The organism is Paraconexibacter algicola, assembly GCF_003044185.1.
Taxonomy (GTDB): Bacteria; Actinomycetota; Thermoleophilia; order Solirubrobacterales; family Solirubrobacteraceae; genus Paraconexibacter; species Paraconexibacter algicola.
In genome coordinates, this window is the sequence record NZ_PYYB01000001.1 from 1053185 (window position 1) to 1072357 (window position 19173).

Annotated in this window: 18 protein-coding genes; 9 read left to right on the forward strand and 9 right to left on the reverse strand. The window is 74.0% G+C overall.

Features of this window, described 5'->3' with window-relative positions; translation table 11 throughout:
• Positions 1–98 precede the first annotated feature (98 nt).
• The gene (locus tag C7Y72_RS04980; protein WP_107567480.1) at positions 99–2102 is read right to left on the reverse strand and encodes an ATP-binding protein; all 2004 of its coding nucleotides are present in this window, start codon (positions 2100–2102) and stop codon (positions 99–101) included.
• Between the two features lie 10 nt (positions 2103–2112).
• The gene (locus tag C7Y72_RS04985; RefSeq protein WP_199223860.1) at positions 2113–3714 is read right to left on the reverse strand and encodes an acyl-CoA carboxylase subunit beta; all 1602 of its coding nucleotides are present in this window, start codon (positions 3712–3714) and stop codon (positions 2113–2115) included.
• A 48-nt stretch (positions 3715–3762) separates the two neighbouring features.
• On the opposite strand from C7Y72_RS04985, the gene C7Y72_RS04990 reads away from it, so the two are divergent.
• Positions 3763–4356: a TetR family transcriptional regulator gene (locus C7Y72_RS04990; protein ID WP_107567481.1), complete on the forward strand. Its 594-nt coding sequence runs from the start codon at positions 3763–3765 to the stop codon at positions 4354–4356.
• A gap of 99 nt (positions 4357–4455) precedes the next feature.
• Positions 4456–5382 (forward strand): DUF559 domain-containing protein, encoded by a 927-nt coding sequence (locus C7Y72_RS04995; protein ID WP_107567482.1) that lies wholly within the window; start codon positions 4456–4458, stop codon positions 5380–5382.
• Positions 5383–5442: 60 nt separating this feature from the next.
• Here the strand turns inward: C7Y72_RS04995 and C7Y72_RS05000 are convergent, their stop codons facing one another.
• From C7Y72_RS05000 to C7Y72_RS05015, 4 genes are all read right to left on the reverse strand, one after another.
• Positions 5443–6198, reverse strand: coding sequence for an ABC transporter permease (locus C7Y72_RS05000; RefSeq protein ID WP_107567483.1), 756 nt, complete (start codon positions 6196–6198; stop codon positions 5443–5445).
• A complete protein-coding gene (locus C7Y72_RS05005) occupies positions 6195–6989 on the reverse strand; it encodes an ABC transporter ATP-binding protein (RefSeq protein WP_107567484.1) in 795 nt (264 codons plus the stop codon). The genes C7Y72_RS05000 and C7Y72_RS05005 overlap by 4 nt, the downstream gene beginning before the upstream one ends.
• A gap of 73 nt (positions 6990–7062) precedes the next feature.
• Complete coding sequence (locus tag C7Y72_RS05010; RefSeq protein ID WP_107567485.1) at positions 7063–8073, reverse strand: phosphotriesterase family protein; 1011 nt, start codon at positions 8071–8073, stop codon at positions 7063–7065.
• A gap of 34 nt (positions 8074–8107) precedes the next feature.
• Complete coding sequence (locus C7Y72_RS05015) at positions 8108–9202, reverse strand: alpha/beta hydrolase (RefSeq protein WP_107567486.1); 1095 nt, start codon at positions 9200–9202, stop codon at positions 8108–8110.
• Between the two features lie 82 nt (positions 9203–9284).
• Between C7Y72_RS05015 and C7Y72_RS05020 the strand changes: the two genes are divergently transcribed.
• Genes C7Y72_RS05020 through C7Y72_RS05045 form a run of 6 tightly spaced genes read left to right on the forward strand, consistent with a single transcriptional unit; the run spans position 9285 to position 13688 of the window.
• A complete protein-coding gene (locus C7Y72_RS05020; protein WP_107567487.1) occupies positions 9285–9713 on the forward strand; it encodes a hypothetical protein in 429 nt (142 codons plus the stop codon).
• Positions 9710–10654: an FAD:protein FMN transferase gene (locus tag C7Y72_RS05025; RefSeq protein ID WP_107567488.1), complete on the forward strand. Its 945-nt coding sequence runs from the start codon at positions 9710–9712 to the stop codon at positions 10652–10654. Before C7Y72_RS05020 ends, C7Y72_RS05025 begins: the two co-directional genes overlap by 4 nt.
• A gap of 4 nt (positions 10655–10658) precedes the next feature.
• A complete protein-coding gene (locus C7Y72_RS05030; protein ID WP_107567489.1) occupies positions 10659–11234 on the forward strand; it encodes a ferric reductase-like transmembrane domain-containing protein in 576 nt (191 codons plus the stop codon).
• Complete coding sequence (locus C7Y72_RS05035; RefSeq protein ID WP_107567490.1) at positions 11231–12052, forward strand: hypothetical protein; 822 nt, start codon at positions 11231–11233, stop codon at positions 12050–12052. Before C7Y72_RS05030 ends, C7Y72_RS05035 begins: the two co-directional genes overlap by 4 nt.
• A 44-nt stretch (positions 12053–12096) precedes the next feature.
• Positions 12097–12618, forward strand: coding sequence for a DUF4333 domain-containing protein (locus C7Y72_RS05040; protein ID WP_107567491.1), 522 nt, complete (start codon positions 12097–12099; stop codon positions 12616–12618).
• 38 nt (positions 12619–12656) lie between these two features.
• The gene (locus C7Y72_RS05045; RefSeq protein WP_349016816.1) at positions 12657–13688 is read left to right on the forward strand and encodes an LLM class F420-dependent oxidoreductase; all 1032 of its coding nucleotides are present in this window, start codon (positions 12657–12659) and stop codon (positions 13686–13688) included.
• Positions 13689–13700: 12 nt separating this feature from the next.
• Here C7Y72_RS05045 and C7Y72_RS05050 read toward each other — a convergent pair whose 3' ends face one another.
• The 3 genes from C7Y72_RS05050 to C7Y72_RS05060 all read right to left on the reverse strand — a co-directional run bounded on the left by C7Y72_RS05050 (position 13701) and on the right by C7Y72_RS05060 (position 17414).
• Positions 13701–14444, reverse strand: coding sequence for an NAD(P)H-dependent oxidoreductase (locus tag C7Y72_RS05050; protein WP_158276652.1), 744 nt, complete (start codon positions 14442–14444; stop codon positions 13701–13703).
• Between the two features lie 87 nt (positions 14445–14531).
• Positions 14532–16466 carry an acyl-CoA dehydrogenase family protein gene (locus C7Y72_RS05055; RefSeq protein WP_107567494.1) on the reverse strand — a complete coding sequence of 645 codons (1935 nt, stop codon included), beginning with the start codon at positions 16464–16466 and terminating at the stop codon, positions 14532–14534.
• Between the two features lie 60 nt (positions 16467–16526).
• On the reverse strand, positions 16527–17414 hold the full coding sequence (locus C7Y72_RS05060; RefSeq protein ID WP_107567495.1) for an alpha/beta fold hydrolase: 888 nt from the start codon (positions 17412–17414) through the stop codon (positions 16527–16529).
• A gap of 143 nt (positions 17415–17557) precedes the next feature.
• Here C7Y72_RS05060 and C7Y72_RS05065 point away from each other — a divergent pair, with 143 nt between their 5' ends.
• Positions 17558–19168, forward strand: a complete 1611-nt coding sequence (locus C7Y72_RS05065) for a FlgD immunoglobulin-like domain containing protein (RefSeq protein ID WP_158276653.1) — start codon at positions 17558–17560, stop codon at positions 19166–19168.
• The last annotated feature ends 5 nt before the right edge of the window (positions 19169–19173 follow it).

Below are 19173 nucleotides of genomic sequence, written 5' to 3' on the forward strand. Positions count from 1 at the left end.
GTGGCTGCAGGGCCGATGCAGGAGCACCGGCGGGTCGTCGCCCAGCCGCCCTGCGCCTGAACCTGGCACCGGGGCAGTCGATGCCTGGCGCCTCGGGGTCAGTCCTCGGGCGGCGCCTCGATCGCCGCCAGCAGCGACCCGGCGTCCACCTGCGCTCCGACCTGGACCGGCAGCTCGGTCACCGTGCCGTCCAGCGGCGCGACGATCTCGTGCTCCATCTTCATCGCCTCGAGGACCAGCAGCGGCGTGCCCGCGGACACCTCGTCCCCGACGCGCACGTCGACGCGGATGACCGAGCCGGGCATCGGCGCGAGCAGCGATCCGGGCGCGTCCTGCGCGCTCGGATCGAGGTAGCGCTCCTGCTCGACGAGGTCGACCTGCCCGGCCGGACCGGTCACCGCGGTCGGCCCCGCCTCCAGCCCCGCCGCGCGCCGCACGCTGAAGGCGTGGCGCACCCCGTCGACCTCGAGCACCACCGCCTCCGCGGTGGCGGACAGCAGCCGCACGTCCCCGAGCGGGGCGTCGTCGACCGCGATCCGGTCCAGGCCCTCGCGGCGGAAGCAGTACGTCACGCGCAGGACCGCGTCGCCGTGCGCGTACTCCACGAGCTGGTCCTGGGACGGGCTGTTGCGCCAGCCGCTGGGCAGCGTCGCCTGCACGACCGCCGCGTCGCGCTCGGCCGCCTGCCGGGCGAGCGCCGCGGCCGCCGCCGCCAGCCGCACCTCCTGCGGGGAGGCGAGCGGCGCCCGCAGCGGCAGCGACTCGTCCCGGTCCAGGAAGCGCGTGTCGATCTCCCCGGCGAGGAACCGCTCGTCCTCCAGCAGCCGCACGAGGAAGTCCCGGTTGGTCCGCAGCCCGTCGATGTGCGTCTGGCGCAGCGCGGCCGCGAGCGTCCGCGCGGCCTCCGCGCGCGTCGGGGCGTGCGCGATGACCTTCGCGATCATCGGGTCGTAGTAGATCGAGACCTCCGACCCCGACTCGACGCCCGCGTCGACGCGCAGGCCCGGGCGGTCCTGCGGGAACGCCAGGCGCGTGAGCACCCCGGTCTGCGGGAGGAAGTCGCTCGCGGGATCCTCGGCGTAGAGGCGGACCTCGATCGAATGCCCCACCGGCTCCGGCTTCCTCGCATGCGCACCGATCGGCGCGCCCGCCGCGATCTGCAGCTGCTCGCGGACGAGGTCGACGCCCGTGACCTCCTCGGTCACCGGATGCTCGACCTGCAGGCGCGTGTTGACCTCGAGGAAGAAGAAGTCCTCGCTGCCGTCCGCGGCCAGGAGGAACTCCACCGTGCCCGCTCCGACGTACGCGATCGCCTCGCCGGCGGCGACCGCGGCGTCCCCCATCCGCGCGCGGAGCTCCGGCGACACGGCGACGGACGGGGACTCCTCGAGCACCTTCTGGTGGCGGCGCTGGACCGAGCACTCGCGCTCGCCCAGGTGCGTGACGGTGCCGTGCGTGTCGCCCAGGATCTGGATCTCGACGTGCCGGCCGCGCTCGACGAACCGCTCGAGGAGCATGCTGTCGTCGCCGAAGGCGTCCTTGGCCAGCCGCCGCGCGGCGCCGACGGCGGCCTCGAGCTCGTCGGCGGAGCCCACCACCTGCATGCCCTTGCCGCCGCCCCCGGCGGACGGCTTGACGAGCAGCGGGTAGCCGACCCCGTCCGCCGCCTCGCGCAGCGCTGCGCCCTCGAGGCCGGTGACGTCGGCGTCCGGCAGCACGGGCACGCCCGCGTCGCGCAGCCGCGACTTGGCCCCGATCTTCGACCCCATGGCGTCGATCGCCTCCGGGGTCGGGCCGACGAAGGTGACGCCCGCGTCCGCGCACGCGCGCGCGAAGGACGACGACTCGGCGAGGAAGCCGTAGCCGGGATGGACGGCGTCGGCGCCGGTGCGGCGCGCCGCGTCGAGCAGCGCGTCGACGCGCAGGTAGGACTCGGCGGGCGTGTTGCCGCCGAGGCGGACCGCGACGTCCGCCTCGCGCACGAACGGCATGTCCGCGTCGGCGTCGGAGTACACGGCGACCGTGCGCAGGCCCATCGCGCGCGCGGTGCGGATGATGCGGCGGGCGATCTCGCCGCGGTTGGCGATCAGGAGCGTCTTCATGGTCGTCCCTCTACATCCGGAAGACGCCGTAGCCGTCGGCGCCCTCCACCGTGCCGGAGTGCACCGCGCTGAGCGCGAGGCCCAGGGCGGTCCGCGTGTCGCGCGGATCGATGATGCCGTCGTCGTAGAGCAGGCCGCTGTTGGCGAGCGCGAGCGACTCGCGCTCGATCTGCTCCTCGACCGCCTTGCGCATCGCGGCGTCGAAGTCCTCGTCGTAGGCCTTGCCCTTCGCCTCGGCGGCCGCGCGGGCGACGATGCTCAGCACGCCCGCCAGCTGCTGCGGGCCCATCACCGCGAGCTTCGCGTTGGGCCAGGCGAAGACGAAGCGCGGGTTGTACGCGCGCCCGCTCATGCCGTAGTTGCCCGCCCCGTAGGAGCCGCCGGCGATGAGCGCGAGGTGCGGCACGGTCGAGTTCGTGACCGCGTTGATCATCTGCGCACCGTGCTTGATGATCCCCTTCTGCTCGTACTCCTTGCCGACCATGAAGCCGGTGACGTTGTGGATGAAGAGCAGCGGGACGTCCATCCGGTTGGTCAGCTGGATGAACTGCGTGCCCTTCTGGGCCTCCTCGCTGAAGAGGATGCCCTGGGTGTTGGCGATGATGCCGACGGGGAAGCCGTGGATCGCGCCCCAGCCGGTGGTGAGCGAGGTCCCGTAGAGGGGCTTGAACTCGTCGTAGTCGCTGCCGTCGAGGATCCGCGCGATGACCTCGCGCATGTCGAACGGCTCCTTCAGGTCGATCGAGGCGATCCCGGCGAGGTCGTCGATCGGGGCGAGCGGCTCGCGGACCGGCAGGCGCGTGGGCCCCGGGCCGGCCTTGCGCCAGTTGAGCCGTCGCACGACCTGGCGGCCGAGGCGCAGCGCGTCGGGCTCGTCGGCGGCGAGGTAGTCGGCGAGGCCGCTGGTGCGGGCGTGCATGTCGGCGCCGCCGAGGCTCTCGTCGTCGGACTCCTCGCCGGTCGCCATCTTCACGAGCGGCGGGCCGCCGAGGAAGACCTTGCTGCGCTCCTGGATGAACACGTTCCAGTCGCACATGCCGGGGATGTAGGCGCCGCCGGCGGTGCTGTTGCCGAAGACGATCGAGACCGTCGGGATGCCCTGCCGGGAGAGGCTCGTGAGGCGGCGGAAGGTGTCGCCGCCGGGGATGAAGATCTCCGCCTGCTTGGGCAGGTCCGCGCCGCCGGACTCGACCATCCAGACGAGCGGCATGCGGTTCGTCTCGGCGACCTCCAGCGCGCGCGTCGAGCGCTTGCCGGTGAACGGGTTGATCGTGCCGCCGCGGATCGTCGGGTCGGTCGCGATGATCACGCACTCGACGCCCTCGACGACGCCGATGCCGGTGACGACGCTCGCGCCGAGCTCGTAGTCGGTGCCGTAGGCGGCGAACGGGCTGAGCTCCAGGAACGCGCTGTCGCGGTCCAGCAGCTGCTCGATCCGCTCGCGCGGGAGCAGCTTGCCGCGCTTGCGGTGGCGGGCGACCTTGCTCTCGCCGCCCCCGGCGCGCGACTGCTCGAGCAGCGCGTCGAGCTGGTCGAGCAGCTCCATCATGCCCGTGCGCTTGCGCTGGAAGTCGGGGGCGGTGCGGTCGACCTTCGTCCGGATGACGGTCACGCCGACGATTCTTACATGATCGTTTAACTCTGTGGGAGAGTTTGCGCCGTGGGTGAGCCGGTCGACGTCACACGGGCCAAGCTGCTGGACGCGGCGCACGACCTCCTGGTCGAGCGCCGTGGCACCGAGCCGTCGGTCGCGGAGCTCTGCGCGCGGGCGGGCGTCAACGTCGCGATGGTCAGCTACTGCTTCGGCGGGAAGCGGCAGCTGCTCGACGCGGTGCTCGACCGCACGGTCGTCGGCGTCGTCGCGCAGCTCGACGCGCTCGAGGCCCTCGGGCTGACGCCCGTCGAGACGCTGCGCCGCCACGTCGCGGGCGTCATCCAGAACTACCTGCACTACCCGTACGCGGTCGCGCTCGGCGAGCGCCTGGGCGACCCCGACGGCCGCCTCGCCGCCGCGTTCGCGCAGCCGCTGCTGGCGTTCCACACGCGGCTGCTGGAGCGGGGAGCGGCCACCGGCGACTTCCGCGCGGGCGTCGACCCGGCGCTGTTCTTCGCGACGCTCGTCGGCATGTGCGAGTTCTTCTTCAGCGCGCGCACCTGGATGGCCGCGGCAACGGGCTCCGACGTGGACGCGACCCTCGTCGCCCGCTTCACGACGCACTGCGAGGCCCTGGTCCTCACCGGCCTGGGAACCTGAGAGTGCGGCCGGGTGTGTCGTGACGTTCCACGGCGTGGTCACGGTTCCGCGACGACCTGGTGGTAGCGCCGTGACACGACGTCCGGTGGGCTCCCCGGTGTGCCCACACCGGTCGACATCCGCATCGCACGGACCATCCGCGACGGCGGCGGGATCGCGACCCGCAAGGCGCTCCGCGCAGCCAAGGTGACCCCCGCGTCCCTGCGGCTGCGCCTGGAGGCCGGGACCCTCGTCGAGATCCACCACGACGTCTTCGCGTTCCCCCAGGACGAGCTCCAGCCGAGCACGGCGTTCCGCGCAGCGGTGCTCTCCTGCGGCGCCGGCGCGGCCCTCAGCCACGAGGCGCTCGCCGTCCACGCGGGGCTGCTGCGGCGCCGGGACGGGGAGGGGCTCCCGCTGCACGTGACCGTCCCGCGGTCCCGCAACCCGCGCCGTGCGACGCTCACCGTCCACCGGATGGACCTCGCCCCGCACGAGCGGACCGAGATCGGCGGGCTCCCGTGCACGACGGTGGCCCGCCTGGTCTACGACCTCGCGCGGGCCGGCTGGGCCCGACGGCGGCTCGAGCGGATCCTGGACGAGGCGGCGTTCCGGGGCTCGTGGCGACGGTGGGAGCTCGAGCGCATCCTCGAGCAGGCCGCCGACCACCCGGGTGCGGCCGTCCTGCGCGCGGTGCTGCGCGAGCACGTGCCCGGCACCACCCGGACCGCGAACGAGCTCGAGGAGCGGCTGCTGGCGATCTGCGACGCGCAGGGCTGGCCCCGCCCGATCTGCCAGCAGCCCGACCGCCTCCCGGACGGGTCGCGCATCTTCCACGACTTCCTGTGGCCGGCGCTGCGGCTGATCGTGGAGACCGACGGGGACCGCGGTCACCGGACCCGCAGGCAGCGCCGACGCGACCAGCGCCGGGACGACGCCATGCGGCGGCGCGGGTACACCGTCGTGCGACTGCGCTGGTACGACGTGTTCGAGCGGCCCGACCGGGTCGTCGCGCTGCTCGCACCGCTGCTCGACGTGCGTCGGTGACCGGCGCTGGGAACCCCACGGCGCGGTCGACCCGCGCCTGGGGTTCCCGGGGCCCGGGCGTCAGTCGTAGCGGTTGATCATCCGCACGCTCAGGGTCAGCATCACCGACGCCGCGACGAGGACGACCGCGAAGCCCGGCCAGATCTCCGACCAGCGCAGGTCCTCGAGGTACAGGGACCGCAGCGCCTCCATGAGGTAGGTGACCGGGTTGATGGTCGCCGCGACCTCCATCGGATCGGTGAGCAGCTCGCGCGGCACGAAGTTCGGCGTCAGGAACAGCAGCGGGAAGAACACCATCCCGCCGGCCTGGGTCGCCGCGGCCGAGCGCGACTTCAGCGCGAGCATCTGCAGGAAGCCCGAGTAGACGACCCCCCACAGGCCGGTCAGGAGGACGAGCAGCAGGAAGCCGGCGACCCCCGAGGCGACCGTCACGCCGAACGGCAGCGCGACGAGCACGATCACCGCGGTCAGCAGGCCGCAGCGGATGCCCTCCGCCAGCAGGCGGCCGAGGATGATCGCGTACCGCGGGATCGGCGTCGCGCGTAGCTTGTCGAAGTAGCCGCCCTCGATCTCCTCGACGAGGAACAGCGCCGCCGCCCCGAACGACGCGGCCAGCAGCAGCGTCGACGGCATCTGGAACGCTGCGTAGTTCTGGCCCTGCAGGAAGCCCGTCGAGTCCGACGGGAAGATCCTCGCCGCCTGTCCGGTGTTCACCACGAGGAAGAACAGCGGGATGAAGATCCCGGGGAAGAGCGCGTCGGGCGCCCGCTTCGTCTCGCGCAGCGCGCGGGCCGCGAGGATCAGCACCGGGTTCATGCCGTCACCTCCTGGACGTCGCCGGCGGTCCGCTCGCGCGTCCGGCCCGTCGCGTCGAGGAACACGTCGTCGAGCGTCACCGCCGCGCCGCCGCGCCGCGCCGACAGGTCGTCCTTCAGCGAGGTCGGGGTGCCCTCGCGGACGATGCGGCCGTCGTCGATGATCGCGAGCCGGTCGCACAGCGCGTCCGCCTCCTCGAGGTACTGGGTCGTCAGGAACACCGTGGTGCCCCGCTCGTTGATGCGCCGGACCTCGTCCCACACGGTCAGGCGGCTCGCCGGGTCCAGCCCGGTCGTCGGCTCGTCGAGGAACAGCACCTCGGGCTCGTGGACGAGCGCGGTCGCGAGGTCGAGCCGGCGCTGCATGCCGCCCGAGAAGCCGCTCACGAGCCGGTCGGCGGCGTCCTGCAGCTCGACCAGCGCCAGCAGCTCCTGGGCCCGCGCGGTCGCCTCGGTCGCGCTCATGCCGAACAGCCGGCACTGCAGGACCAGCAGCTCGCGCGCGTTCTGGCGCTTGTCGAGCCCCGCCTCCTGCAGCGCCACCCCGATCTTGCGGCGCACCTCGTCGGGCCGGGACGCCACGTCGATCCCGTGGACCGTCGCGGTCCCGTCGGTGATCGACAGCAGCGTCGTGAGCATCCGCACCGTCGTGGACTTGCCGGCGCCGTTGGGGCCGAGGAAGCCGAACACCTCTCCCGGCGCCACCGACAGGTCGACGCCCCGCACCGCCTCGACGGTGCCCTGTCGTCCCTCGTAGGTCTTCACGAGCCCGCGGGTCTCGATCGCCTGCATCACGTCTCCTTCTCGGTCGGGTCGAGACGGTAGACGGCCCGCGCGTCAGAAACTCATCGGACGCGCCGGACGGTCACGCCGACAGCCACGCCGCCGGGTTCGCCTCCAGCATCGTCGCGAGCTGCTCGTCGGTCACCCCGAGCTGCTGCATCGCCGGGATCTCCTCCTCGAAGATCAGTGTCGCGTGCCACCGCGGCGCGAGCATCTGCAGGACCTCCTGGGGGTACCAGTCGATCGTCGCGCAGCTGTCCTGCCCGAGCATCATCCGGTCGGCGTACCCGCGCGAGGCGAGCTCCGCGACGACCTCGTTGCGGCGCGCGGACGGGTTGAAGATGTCCAGGCCGAAACGGTCCATGCCGATCCACACGCCGGTCTCGAGCACCCGCTCGATCGGGTCGAGCGCGTCGCAGTCGCCGACGTGCGCGACCTGCACCGCGTTCGCCGGAACGCCGCCCTCGTCGACGAGGATCTCGATCTGGCGGAGCGTCTGCTCCAGCGCGCGGGCGCGCTCCTCGTCCGACGGCGGGATCGGCCCCTCCGGGCCGAGCGCGGTGCCGCCCAGGCGGCAGTGGCTCATCACCGGCAGGCCCGTCCGCCGGTGGGCGTCGGCGACCGCGCGCAGGACCTTCTCGACGTCCTCGGTGATGCCGTGCTCGTCGACCGCGCACTTCAGGAACGCGGGCTTCACGCCCGTGCCCTGGATGCCGTGCTCGTGGTCGTGCACGAACGCGTCGGCGAGCGCGCTGCCGTCGCGGAAGCGGAAGTAGCGCGGCAGCGTCTCGTACACGTAGGCGCCCGTCGCGAGCACCATGTTCATGCCGGTCTGCTCGCCGACGCGCTTGGCCAGGCCCGCGTCGCGGCCGAGGTTCATCACCGCCGGGTCGACCCAGGTCCGCACCCCGTGCTCCTGCGCGTTGCGGACCTGCGTGAGCGCCGCCTCCTCCTCGGCGGGACGGTCCGCGAGATGCGGCCACTCGGTGCGGACCACCTCGCTGACGGTCAGCAGGTGCTCGTGCACGAGCGTGCGGCCGAGGTCGCTCGCGGCGACCGGTCCGGCGGTGGTCTCGACGTGGGATCGGGGCATGGGGCGACACTACCGCCGCCCACCACCCCGGTTCTCAGCCTGCCGTGACCTCCGGCTCCGCGACCGGTGCGGAGACCATCGCCAGCAGCGCGCGCGTGGCGCCCGCGACCTCGATCAGCGCGTCACGCGACACGCGGCTGACGGTCGCCGCGTTCGCGAACCCGTGGATCAGGCCGGGGAAGCGGCGCAGCGCGACGCGCACGCCCGCGTCGCGCAGCGCCCGCGCGTACGCCTCGCCCTCGTCGCGCAGCGGGTCGAACCCGGCGGTCACGACGAGCGCGGGCGGCAGGCCCGTCAGGTCGTCGGCGCGCAGGACGGACAGGCGCGGGTCGAGCGGGTCCGCGTCGGCGACGTACTGGTCCTTGAACCAGTCCATCTGCGCCTCGGTGAGGAAGAACCCGTCGCTGAACAGCTCGCGCGAGCGGTACTCGCCCGCCCCGTCGGTCGCCGGGTAGAGCAGCAGCTGGAAGACCGGCGCCTGCTCACCGGCACGCGTCAGGACGTGGCAGGCGACCGCCGAGAGGTTGCCGCCCGCGCTGTCGCCGCCGACCGCGACGCGGGCCGGGTCGGCGCCGAGGTCCTGCGCGTGCGCGAGCGCCCAGCGCGTCGCGGCGACCGCGTCCTCCACCGGGCCGGGGAACGGGCACTCGGGCGCCAGCCGGTAGTCGACGCTGAGGACGTGCACGCCACCGTGGCGGCACAGCAGCCGGCAGACCTGGTCGTGCGTGTCGAGGTCGCCGACGACGAAGCCGCCGCCGTGGAAGAACACGAGCAGCGGATGCGGGCCGGTCGTGCTCTCCGCGGGCGCGTAGTGCCGCGCGCGCAGCGGGCCCTGCGCACCGTCGACCTCGAGGTCGCGGACGGCGCCGACCGGCACCGGCTTGCCGGCGATCGCCAGGGCCTGCCGGCGGATCTGCGCGCGCGCCTGCACGGGCGGGAGCGTCTCCATCCCGGGCAGGTTCTGCCGCTCGAGCATCGCGAGGGTCAGCTGGATCTCCGGCTCGAGCGCCTGCCCGTCGAGCGACACGGCGGGCTTGCCGGACAGCCGGACCTGCGCGCGCGGCGACAGCGCGGCGAGCGCCCGGGCGGCGCGGTACTCGAGGCGGTCACGGGCGGTGCGGGAGTCCATGCCCGCAACGATACGCCCGTTCTGACGGAACTCTCAGGGTTCCCTGAGGGAGATCGCACACCATCCCGGCACGGTGTACGGCATGCCCTCCCCCAACTCCGTCCGGCCCACCCCCCAGCCGCGGGACCCGCACGCTGTCGCCCGCGAGCGTCTCGCGGCGCGCGCCCGGCGTCTGCGGACGCTCCGCCTGCGGGCGGCCGGCGGAGCGGTGGGCGTCTTCCTCGCCGCCTGGCTGGCGCTGTTCGTGCCCGCCCAGGGCGCGAGCTCCTCCAGCACCAGCACGCAGGCCGCGAGCCCGGCGACCGGCGCCACCGACACCAGCCGCGCCGTCGAGTCCACCACCGGCACCGACGACGGCTGGAGCGACGAGACCTACGACTCGGGCACCACCGAGGACGGCTGGTCCGACGACACGGGCACCGACCAGGGCTGGTCCGACGACAGCGGCAGCACCGCGGGTGACTCCTCCGCGTCGGTCCCCGCCGCGCCGATGACCTCGGGGCAGTCGTGAGCACCGCGACCGCCATCGAGCACGAGCTGCGCATCCCCTGCTTCGGCGGCACCGTCGGCGTCCGCGCCACCGGGGCCGGCGAGCAGGAGGCCGACGCGGCCGTCGCCCTGGAGCGAGCCCGCGCGCTGCTGCTGGAGATCCACGACCGGCTCACCCGGTTCGAGGACGACAGCGAGCTGTCGCACCTGAACGCCGACCCGCGCGAGCGGGTGCCCGCCTCGCCGCTGCTGCGCCGCTTCGCCGCCGCGGTCCGCGAGGCCGGTGAGCGCTCCGACGGGCTCGTCGACGCGACCTGCCTGCCCGCGGTCGAGGCCGCCGGGTACCGCGAGCACCTCGACCCCACGGCCGCGCACGACCCCCGCGCCGCGACCGCACCCACCTGGACCGCCGACGGCGCCTGGCGCCGCGTCGGCGTCGACGGCGAGCACGTCGTCCGGCCGGTCGGGGTGCGCCTCGACAGCGGCGGGATCGGCAAGGGCCTCGCCGCCGACCTCGCGGGCGAGCTGCTCGCCGGCCTGCCCGCCTGGGCGGTCGACTGCGGCGGCGACCTGCGGATCGGCGGCAGCGCCCGCGTGCCGCGGTCGATCGCGATCAGCGACCCGTTCCACCCCGGTGAGACCGTGCACGAGCTGCAGGTCGCGCGCGGCGCGGTCGCCACCAGCGGCACCACCCGCCGCGCCTGGACGACCACCGGGACGCGCGCGGACGCCCACCACCTCGTCGACCCGCGGACCGGCCGCCCGGCCGACACGGGCGTCGTGCAGGTCACGGCGCTCGCCCCGACGGCGCTCGAGGCGGAGGTCCGTGCGAAGACCGCGCTGCTGCTCGGCCCCGCCCGCGCGCGTCGCGCGCTGCCGCACGGCGGCGTCGTCGTCACCTCCGGCGGCGACGTGCAGGTCGTCCCGCGTCCCGTCCGTGTCCGTCTCCCCCGACCCCACTGAGCCCATGGCCTCCACCGACCCCCAGCTCCTCTGGATCACCAGCCGTGCCGCCGGCACCGCCGCGATCGTCTGCGCCAGCGCCTCCGTCAGCCTCGGGCTGACGATGGGCGGCCGGCTCGCGAGCGGCCCGGGCCGCACCCAGACGTTCAAGACCGTCCACGAGACGCTCGCGATCGCCACCCTCGTCGCGATCGTCGTGCACGCGGCCGCGCTGCTCTACGACCCGTGGCTGAAGCCCGGCCTCAGCGGCATCCTCGTCCCGTTCACGATGGACTACCGGCCGCTGTTCACCGGCCTCGGGATCCTCGGCGGCTTCGCGTTCGCCGCGTTCAGCCTCGCCCCGTACGCCAAGAAGCTGCTCGGCGAGCGCTGGAAGGTCCTGCACCGGTTCACGCTCGTCGCGTGGCTGCTCAGCACCGTCCACGTGATCGGCTCCGGCAGCGACGTCACGGAGCCGTGGTTCGCCGCGCTGCTCGTGATCTGCATCGCGCCGGTGCTGCTGCTCCTTCTCGCCCGCGTCCACCAGGCGCGCCCCGATCTCTTCGCACCACCCACCAATCCCCAGCAGGAGGCTCGATGATCACCCGACGCATCGTCGTCGCAAGCACCGCCGCCGTCGCGCTCGCCGCCGGCGGTGCCGCCGCCGTCGCGGCGACCGTCAAGGACGACCGCAAGGAGGCCGAGTCACAGGTCCTCTCCGACGCGGCGAAGCGGCTGAACGTCACGCCGTCGGAGCTGAAGGACGCGCTCGGCAAGGCCCAGGACGCGCAGCTCGACCAGGCCGTCAAGGACGGCAAGCTCACGCAGGCGCAGGCCGACGCGATCAAGAAGCGGCGCGCCGAGGAGGGCACGGTGCTCGGCCTGCCCGGGCGCGGCCCGCACGGCGGTCCCGGTCGCGGCTTCGGCCCGGGCGGTCCCGGCGGCCCCGGTCACGGCCCCGGTCGCGGACTCGGCCCGCTCGGCGGCGCCGCCGACGCGGTCGCCAAGGAGCTCGGCCTGACACGCGAGAAGCTGCTGGAGCAGCTGCGCTCCGGCACGACGCTCGCCGCGATCGCCAAGGCGCAGAACAAGGACCTCGCCGACGTGAAGAAGGCGGCGCGCACCGCGCTGGCCAAGACGCTCGCCGACCAGGTCGCCGACAAGAAGATCACCGACGCGCAGCGCGACCACGTGCTCGAGGAGTTCGACGAGCACTTCGACGAGTTCGCCTCCGGCCAGGGCGGCCCCGGCCGGTTCTTCGGCCGCGGTCGCGGCCACCACGGCCCGGGCGGCCCGGGCGGCCCGGGCGGTCCCGCGCCGACGCCGCCGACCGGCCCGTCCGGCCCGGCGACCCCGGACCCGCAGGCGACGCCTGGCTCCTACCCCGGCGAGATCGCGCCGGGCGCGAACCCGGCCTGAGTCACCCGGGCGGTTCTGCGGCGGGAGGCGTAGTCTCCCGCCGCATGCGCCGCCCGCTCGCCCTGCTCGCCACCGTCGCGCTCGTGCCGCTCGGCCTCGCCGGCTGCGGCGAGGCGACCGTCGACGCGGACAAGATCGAGTCGGAGATCCGCACGGGCTTCGAGTCCCAGGTCCCCGGGGCGAAGGTCGCGTCGATCGACTGCGACGAGGACATCCCCGGCACGAAGGGCTCCCGGGGCGCGTGCCGCATGACCCGTGACGGCGACGTGCGCCTGCTCGTGTCCGTGACGGTCACCAGCGAGGAGGACGACGGCCGCATCCGCTGGCAGGTCACGTCGGCGAACATCCCCGGCAGCTCGCTGGAGCAGCGGGCCGCCGAGGCGCTCGAGCGGCAGGTCGGCAGCGCACCCGACCTCGTCTCCTGCCCCGACCGCGTCGACCTGAAGGCCGGCGCGACCGTGCGCTGCGACGTGACGGTCGACGCCCAGACCTACGGCGCGACGGTGACCTTCACCGACGCCGACGGAGCGTTCGACATCAAGGTGGACGACCGCCCGCGGACCTGACCGGCCGGGGGCGGTACGGTCGCGGCATGGCCCGCGACCTGAAGCTCGCCCTGCAGACCGGCTACTGGGGCTCCGGCCCGCCGCACGGCGTCGAGGAGTCGATCGCCGAGGCGGAGCGGCTCGGCTTCCACTCGATCTGGACGGCGGAGTCCTACGGCTCCGACGTCCTGACCCCGCTCGCCTGGTGGGGGTCGCGCACCGAGCGCGTGCAGCTCGGCACCGCGATCATGCAGATGAGCGCGCGCCGCCCGGCGGCCGCCGCGATGGCGGCGATCACCATGGACCACCTCAGCGGCGGACGGTTCATCCTCGGGCTCGGCGTGTCCGGGCCGCAGGTCGTGGAGGGCTGGTACGGGGAGCCGTTCGCCAAGCCGCTCGCCCGCACGCGCGAGTACGTGTCGATCCTGCGGGAGATCTGGGCGCGGCGCGGACCGGTCACCTTCGAGGGGGACCACTACACGCTCGGCCTGCCCGGCCCGTCCGGGCTCGGCAAGCCGCTGAAGTCGACCGTGCACCCGCTGCGCGAGGACATCCCGATCTACCTCGCCGCGGAGGGCCCGAAGAACGTCGCGCTCGCCGCCGAGCTGTGCGACGGCTGGCTCGCGCTGTTCTACTCGCCGCACGCCGAGGACCTGTACCTCCCCAACCTCCAGGAGGGATGGGCCCGGGAGGGCGCCCGTCGCTCGCGCGAGGACTTCGAGGTCGCCGCCACCGTGCCGGTCATCGTGCACGACGACGTCGAGCAGGCCGCCGACCTGCTGCGCCCGATGTACGCCCTGTACTTCGGTGGCATGGGCGCGAAGACGAAGAACTTCCACGCCAACGTGCCGATCCGGATGGGCTACGAGGCGGTCGTCGACGAGGTCCAGTCCCTGTACCTGGAGGGGAAGAAGACCGAGGCGGCGGCCGCGATCCCGACCGCGCTCGTCGAGCAGATGGCGCTGATCGGGCCCGCCGACAAGATCCGCCACGACCTCGAGGCGTGGCGCGACTCGGTCGTCACGACGCTGATGATCAGCGGCGACGCCGCGACGATCCGCCGGGCCGCGGAGGTCGTGCTCGACGCGTAGTCGCGCGGCGCGTCAGGCGCGGCGGTGGCCGATGACGCGGATCTCGACGTCGTCGCGCAGCCGCCAGTCCTCCCCGACCTCGCCGGCGTGGTGGAACGGGATCGTCTCGGCGGTCCGCCAGTCCGCCAGCCGCGCGGCGAGGTCGTCGAGGATCGCGTGGCGGTCCTCGTCCTGCACGAACGCGACCGCGTTGGCCACGAGCGCGGGCAGCACGCCGAACCCGGTGTAGCCGAGCACGCCGTTCTGCAGCGGCCACAGCACGATCTCGACGTCGCCCACCAGGCCGTCGGGCGCGAGCATCCCCGGCCACGCGTTCGTCGTCGTGACGAGCATCGCGCGCTTGCCGGCGAAGCCGCCCTCGGCGTAGCGGCGACCGCCGCCGTAGGCGACGTCCTTGACGAGCACGCGGTCGAACCAGCCCTTGAGGATCGCCGGGACCGAGAACCACCACAGCGGGAAGACGAGGACGACGAGGTCGGCGGCGCGGAGCTTCTCGACCTCGGCGGCGACGTCGTCGCAGAGCGTGTCGGTGCGCACGGCGTGCTGCTGCTCGCGGTCGTACCAGAGCCGGTGGTCGAAGCGGCGGTTGGAGAACTCCTCGCCGCGGGCCACCGGGTCGAAGCCCATCGCGTAGAGGTCCGAGACCGCGACCTCCATGCCCTGGGCCTGTAGCTCGGCGACCGCCCGGTCGCGCAGCGCCGCGCCGAACGACGTCGGCTCGGGGTTGGCGTAGACGACGAGGGCGCGCTCGGGCATGGCCCGCATCCTGCCAAACGGACGGTGTGTCCGAACACGCCGGTGCGCCCGGGTCCCCGACGATCGGGGCCCGGGCGCCGGGTGGTCCTACGGGAGCGCGATCGGCGCGGCGAGCACCTCGTCCGGGATGCCGAACGCGTCGACGAGCTCGCGCGCCTGCTCGCGCACGTCCATGCAGAGCAGGTTCACCTCGGTGGTGATGCGCTTGGAGCGCTGCGTGGTGAGCCGGCCGTGCTCGAGGTACCAGCCGCGGTCGGCCTCGATCGTGCTCAGCGCGTACAGGTCGCAGAGCTGGCCGAGGGCCTCCTTGAGCTGCGGGTCCTCGCAGCGGTCGATGCCGGCGACGAACGCGTCGAACACCTTGCGCTCGACGTGTGCGCGAGCGGTGTGAATGACGTGGTCCTGGCAGAAGTTGAAGACGCGGAACGGGTCGAACCCGTTGTCGATCCCCGACTTCAGCCGCCGGGCGACGCTCGCGAGGATGTGCTCCTCGCGCCAGCGCAGCAGCTCGCCCTGGTAGCCGCGGTCGCGCAGCTCGCGCTCGTCGTCGGAGGCGGGCAGCACGTCGACCAGCGCGCCGATCAGCTGGCGGGCGAGCGACTTCTCGACGACCGTCTCGACGACCTGGCCGGCCACGAAGCGCACGAGCGCGGGCTGGTCCATCGACGCGAACTGGTCCTTGTAGTCGGTCAGCAGGCCCTTGGCGACGAGCTGGTAGAGGATCCAGTTGTCGCCCTCGAACGTCGTGAAGACGTCGGTGTCGGCCTTCAGCGCCGCGAAGCGGTTCTCGGCGAGGTAGCCGAAGCCGCCGCACGCCTCGCGGGACTGCTGGATCGTCTCGGTCGCGTGCCAGGTGGTGATCGCCTTCAGCCCGGCCGCGTAGGACTCGAGCTCGCGCTGGTCGCGCTCGGAGAACTCGCCGCCGCTGAACGCGACGTGGAGCTTCGCGGCGACCTCCTCCTGCGCGAAGTGCAGCGCGTAGCTCTTGGCGAGCAGCGGCAGCAGCCGGCGCTGGTGGGTGCGGTAGTCGAGCAGGAGCGTCTCGCTCTCGCCGCCGGGCGGGCCGAACTGGCGGCGCTTGAGCCCGTGCCGGACGGCGATGGTCAGCGCGTTCTTCGCCGCGTTGCCGGCGGCGCCGCCGACGCACACGCGCCCCTGGATCAGGGTGCCGATCATCGTGAAGAAGCGACGGTTCGGGTTCTCGATGTCGCTCTCGTAGACGCCCTCGGGGGTGACGTCGGCGTAGCGGTTGAGCAGCGCCTCGCGCGGGATCCGCACGTGGTCGAAGGAGAGCATCCCGTTGTCGACCCCGTTGAGGCCGATCTTCTCGCCGCAGTCCTCGATCGTGACGCCGGGCAGCGGCGTGCCGTCCGCGTCGCGCAGCGGCACGATGAACGCGTGGACGCCGGGCTTCTCGGTCCCGACGATCAGCTGCGCGAACACCGCGGCGATGCGCCCGTGCACGGCGGCGTTGCCGATGTAGTGCTTCGTCGCCGCCCGGTCGGGCGTGTTGATGACGAACTCGTCGGTCTTCGGGTCGTAGGTGGCGGTCGTGCCGAGCGACTGGACGTCGGAGCCGTGCCCGATCTCGGTCATCGCGAAGCAGCCGGGCAGGTCGGCCCGGATCGTCTGCTCGAGGTAGAGGTCGTGGTGGCGCTTGGTGCCGAGGTGCAGCAGCGCGCCGCCCCACAGGCCGAACTGCACGCCGCACTTCACGAGCAGCGACAGGTCGCCGTGCGCGAGCGTCTCGAACGCCGCGATCGACGCGCCCACGTCGCCGCCCCCGCCGTACTCGACGGGGAAGCCCATGCCCGTCTGGCCCTCGGCGGCCAGCATCCGCATGCGCTCGAGCACCAGCTCGCGGTACTCGTCGGTCGGCAGCCCCTGCACCGGTGCGTGCTCGGGCTGCGAGAGGATCCGCCGGGTCAGCTCGCGCACCTCGCGGTACGGACCGTCGAGGTAGCGGCGCAGCGCGTCCGCGTCGAGCGAGATCGCGGCGGGCCGGTAGGAGGTGGAGGCCATGCCCCAGATACGGCGCTGCGCGCTCGCGGGGACTTCCCGCGCGCGCGCGTGTGCGTCATCTCACGGAGCGTCGGGCGCGAACAGCGCGAGCACCTCGGCGCGCACGAGGTCCGGGCGCTCGTCGGCGATGAAGTGCCCGGCGCCCGGGACGAGCTTCAGCCGGTAGTCGTCGGCCCGGGCGGTCTCGGCGGCGGCGAGCGACGCGTCGATCGCCGTGTCCCGGTCGCCGAACAGCGTGACGGTCGGCACGGTCGAGCGGCGCTGCTCGGGCTCGCGGCCCAGGCGCGGCAGCTCGTGCAGCAGGAAGGTGCGGTAGGTCGCCTGCCCGGTGCGGGCGCAGACCGGGTCGCGGAAGCGGTCGACGAACACGGCGGCGTCGGCGGGCCCGAACGCCTCCCGGTTCTTCACCGCGATCCGGAACAGCAGGTGGAGGAAGCCGGTGCGCTGCTGCAGCGGACGGCCGAACGCGGCCATCACGGGCTGGTAGAGCAGGAAGCGCCAGAGATGCGGGGCGAGCGTCCTCGGCGTGTTCCACGGGTGCGCGATGTTCAGCGCCAGGTACGCCGTGAACCGCTGCGGGGCTCCGAGCACGAGCAGGTGCCCGATGTAGCCGCCCCAGTCGTGGCCGACGAGGCCGACCCGCTCGAGGCCCAGCGCGTCGAGCAGCGCGAGCAGGTCCTGGGCGACCTCCTCCTTCTCCCAGCGGTGCGGGGCCGGGCCCGACCAGCCGTAGCCGGGCAGGTCGGGGGCGATGATCCGCAGCCCGGCGGGCGGGTCGGCGAGCAGGTCGCGGTAGCCGAGGTGGTGCTGCGGCCAGCCGTGCAGGCACAGGATCGGCAGGCCGTCCGGGTCGCCGGCCTCGGTCACGTGGAAGCGCACGCCGCGCGCGTCGACGTAGGAGCGGCGGACGCCGTCGATCGGCGGCGGGACGGGGACGGTGCCGGGCATGGCGGCAATCTACAGGCGCGTAGGTTCCTCGGGGCGGGCGGGATGACCGGGGCGTGACCCGGCACCTGCTTGCGCGCGGGGCCGGCGGCGAGGAAACTTCGACAGTCGGCGCACTCCGACCACGTCCCACCCCCGAGGTCCCCTTGTCGCCGTCCGTCCGTCCCGCCGCGGTCCCCGCCGCGCTCGTCGCCCTGCTGACTCTGCCCGCCGCCGCGGTCGCCGGGGAGCTGCAGGCGGTCTCGTCCCTGAGCAGCACCTGCGACCCGTCGACCACCGGGACCGTGCTCTCCGGTCCCGGGGTGGACACGCCGCTGGTCGCCGCGCTCGCTGCCGGCTCGTCCGCGGTCACGATCGACGGCGTCCGCGTCGGCGCCGGCGAGGTGCTGTGGGCCCCGCTGCCCGCGCGGGCCGGGACGGAGCGCCCGTTCGCGGTCAGCTGCCCGGAGACCGCCGGCGACACCCGCTACGAGATCCGCCTGCACCCGATCCCGGCCCTGCCGACCAGCTACGTCGGAGCGGTCGGGTCCGACGCGGTCAGCACCCTGCCGTTCACCCTCACCCGCCCGGCCACGGTCGTCGCCGACGTCGTCACCGAGGACGGGGCGGTCACCGTCGACGGCGCCCCGGTCGACTCCGCCACCCCGGTCGCCGTGCGCCTCGGCACCCGCTCGGGCACGGGGACCGTCACGATCGCGCGCCGCGACGGCTTCCCGATCTGGGAGGCGCGCCTGCGCGCGCTGCCGGCCACCGTGTCGAACCTGCGCTTCCCGTCGCCCTTCACCAACGCGACGCCGCGGGCGATCGGGAGCGTCGACCTCGACGAGCCCTCGCGCCTGGAGGTGACGGTGCTGCCGCCGACGGGCGAGCTCGTGGTCGCGCGGCCGCTCGCGCCGACCGACCTGCCCGCGGGCACCGTGCCCGTGGCCTGGGACGGCCGCAACCTTCGCGGCATCGCCACGCCCGACGGGTCGTACCGCGTGCGGGTCCGCAGCGAGGACGCGACCGGGCGCCGGACCGAGGTCCTCGCTCCGGTGACGCTCGACCGCACCGGCCCCGCGGTGACTGCGGGCCGCGTGTCGGTGACGCTGCCGCAGTCCGTGCAGCTCTTCGCCGAGGACCTGCAGTCCGGGGTCGCCGAGGTCCGCGTCGCCGTGCCCGCGTCCGCGGGCGGCAGCGCCCGCACGATCACCGCGGTGCAGACCGCCCCGTCGCCGACCACGCCCGGCACGCCGCAGCCGCGCCTGCGGATCACCGTCCCCGCCCCCGACGGCGGCTGGCGGGCGGGCCGCCACCCGCTGACCGTCACCGCGGTCGACCGGGTGGGCAGCACCAGCACGCGGACGCTGACGGTCGACGCGGTCGAGGTGCAGGGCGGCGTCTGCGGCCGGGCACTGGCCGCAACCGCGGCGCTCGTGAGCAGCCGCGTGCGCGATGCGCTCGCGTCGACCCGCGAGGGGCGCGGGCGCGACGCGGCCCGGGTCTACCGGATCGCGGCGGTGCGCTGCGTCGACCTCGATCGTGACGGCACCCGGGAGATGGCGGTCCTGCTGCGCAGCCGCCGCGCCGGGGCGGTGACGCCTCTGGTCGTCTTCCGCGTCTCGCCGCAGGGCACCTACGCGCCGCGCGTGATCAGCACCCGGCACGCGCTGCGCGGCATCGCGGCGCGCGGCCGGACGGTGCGGGGCACGACGACGCGCGGCCGGGTCGTGACGGTCCGCGCCGCGGGGCGGGACCTCGTGCTGCGGGTGCGCTGAGCGCG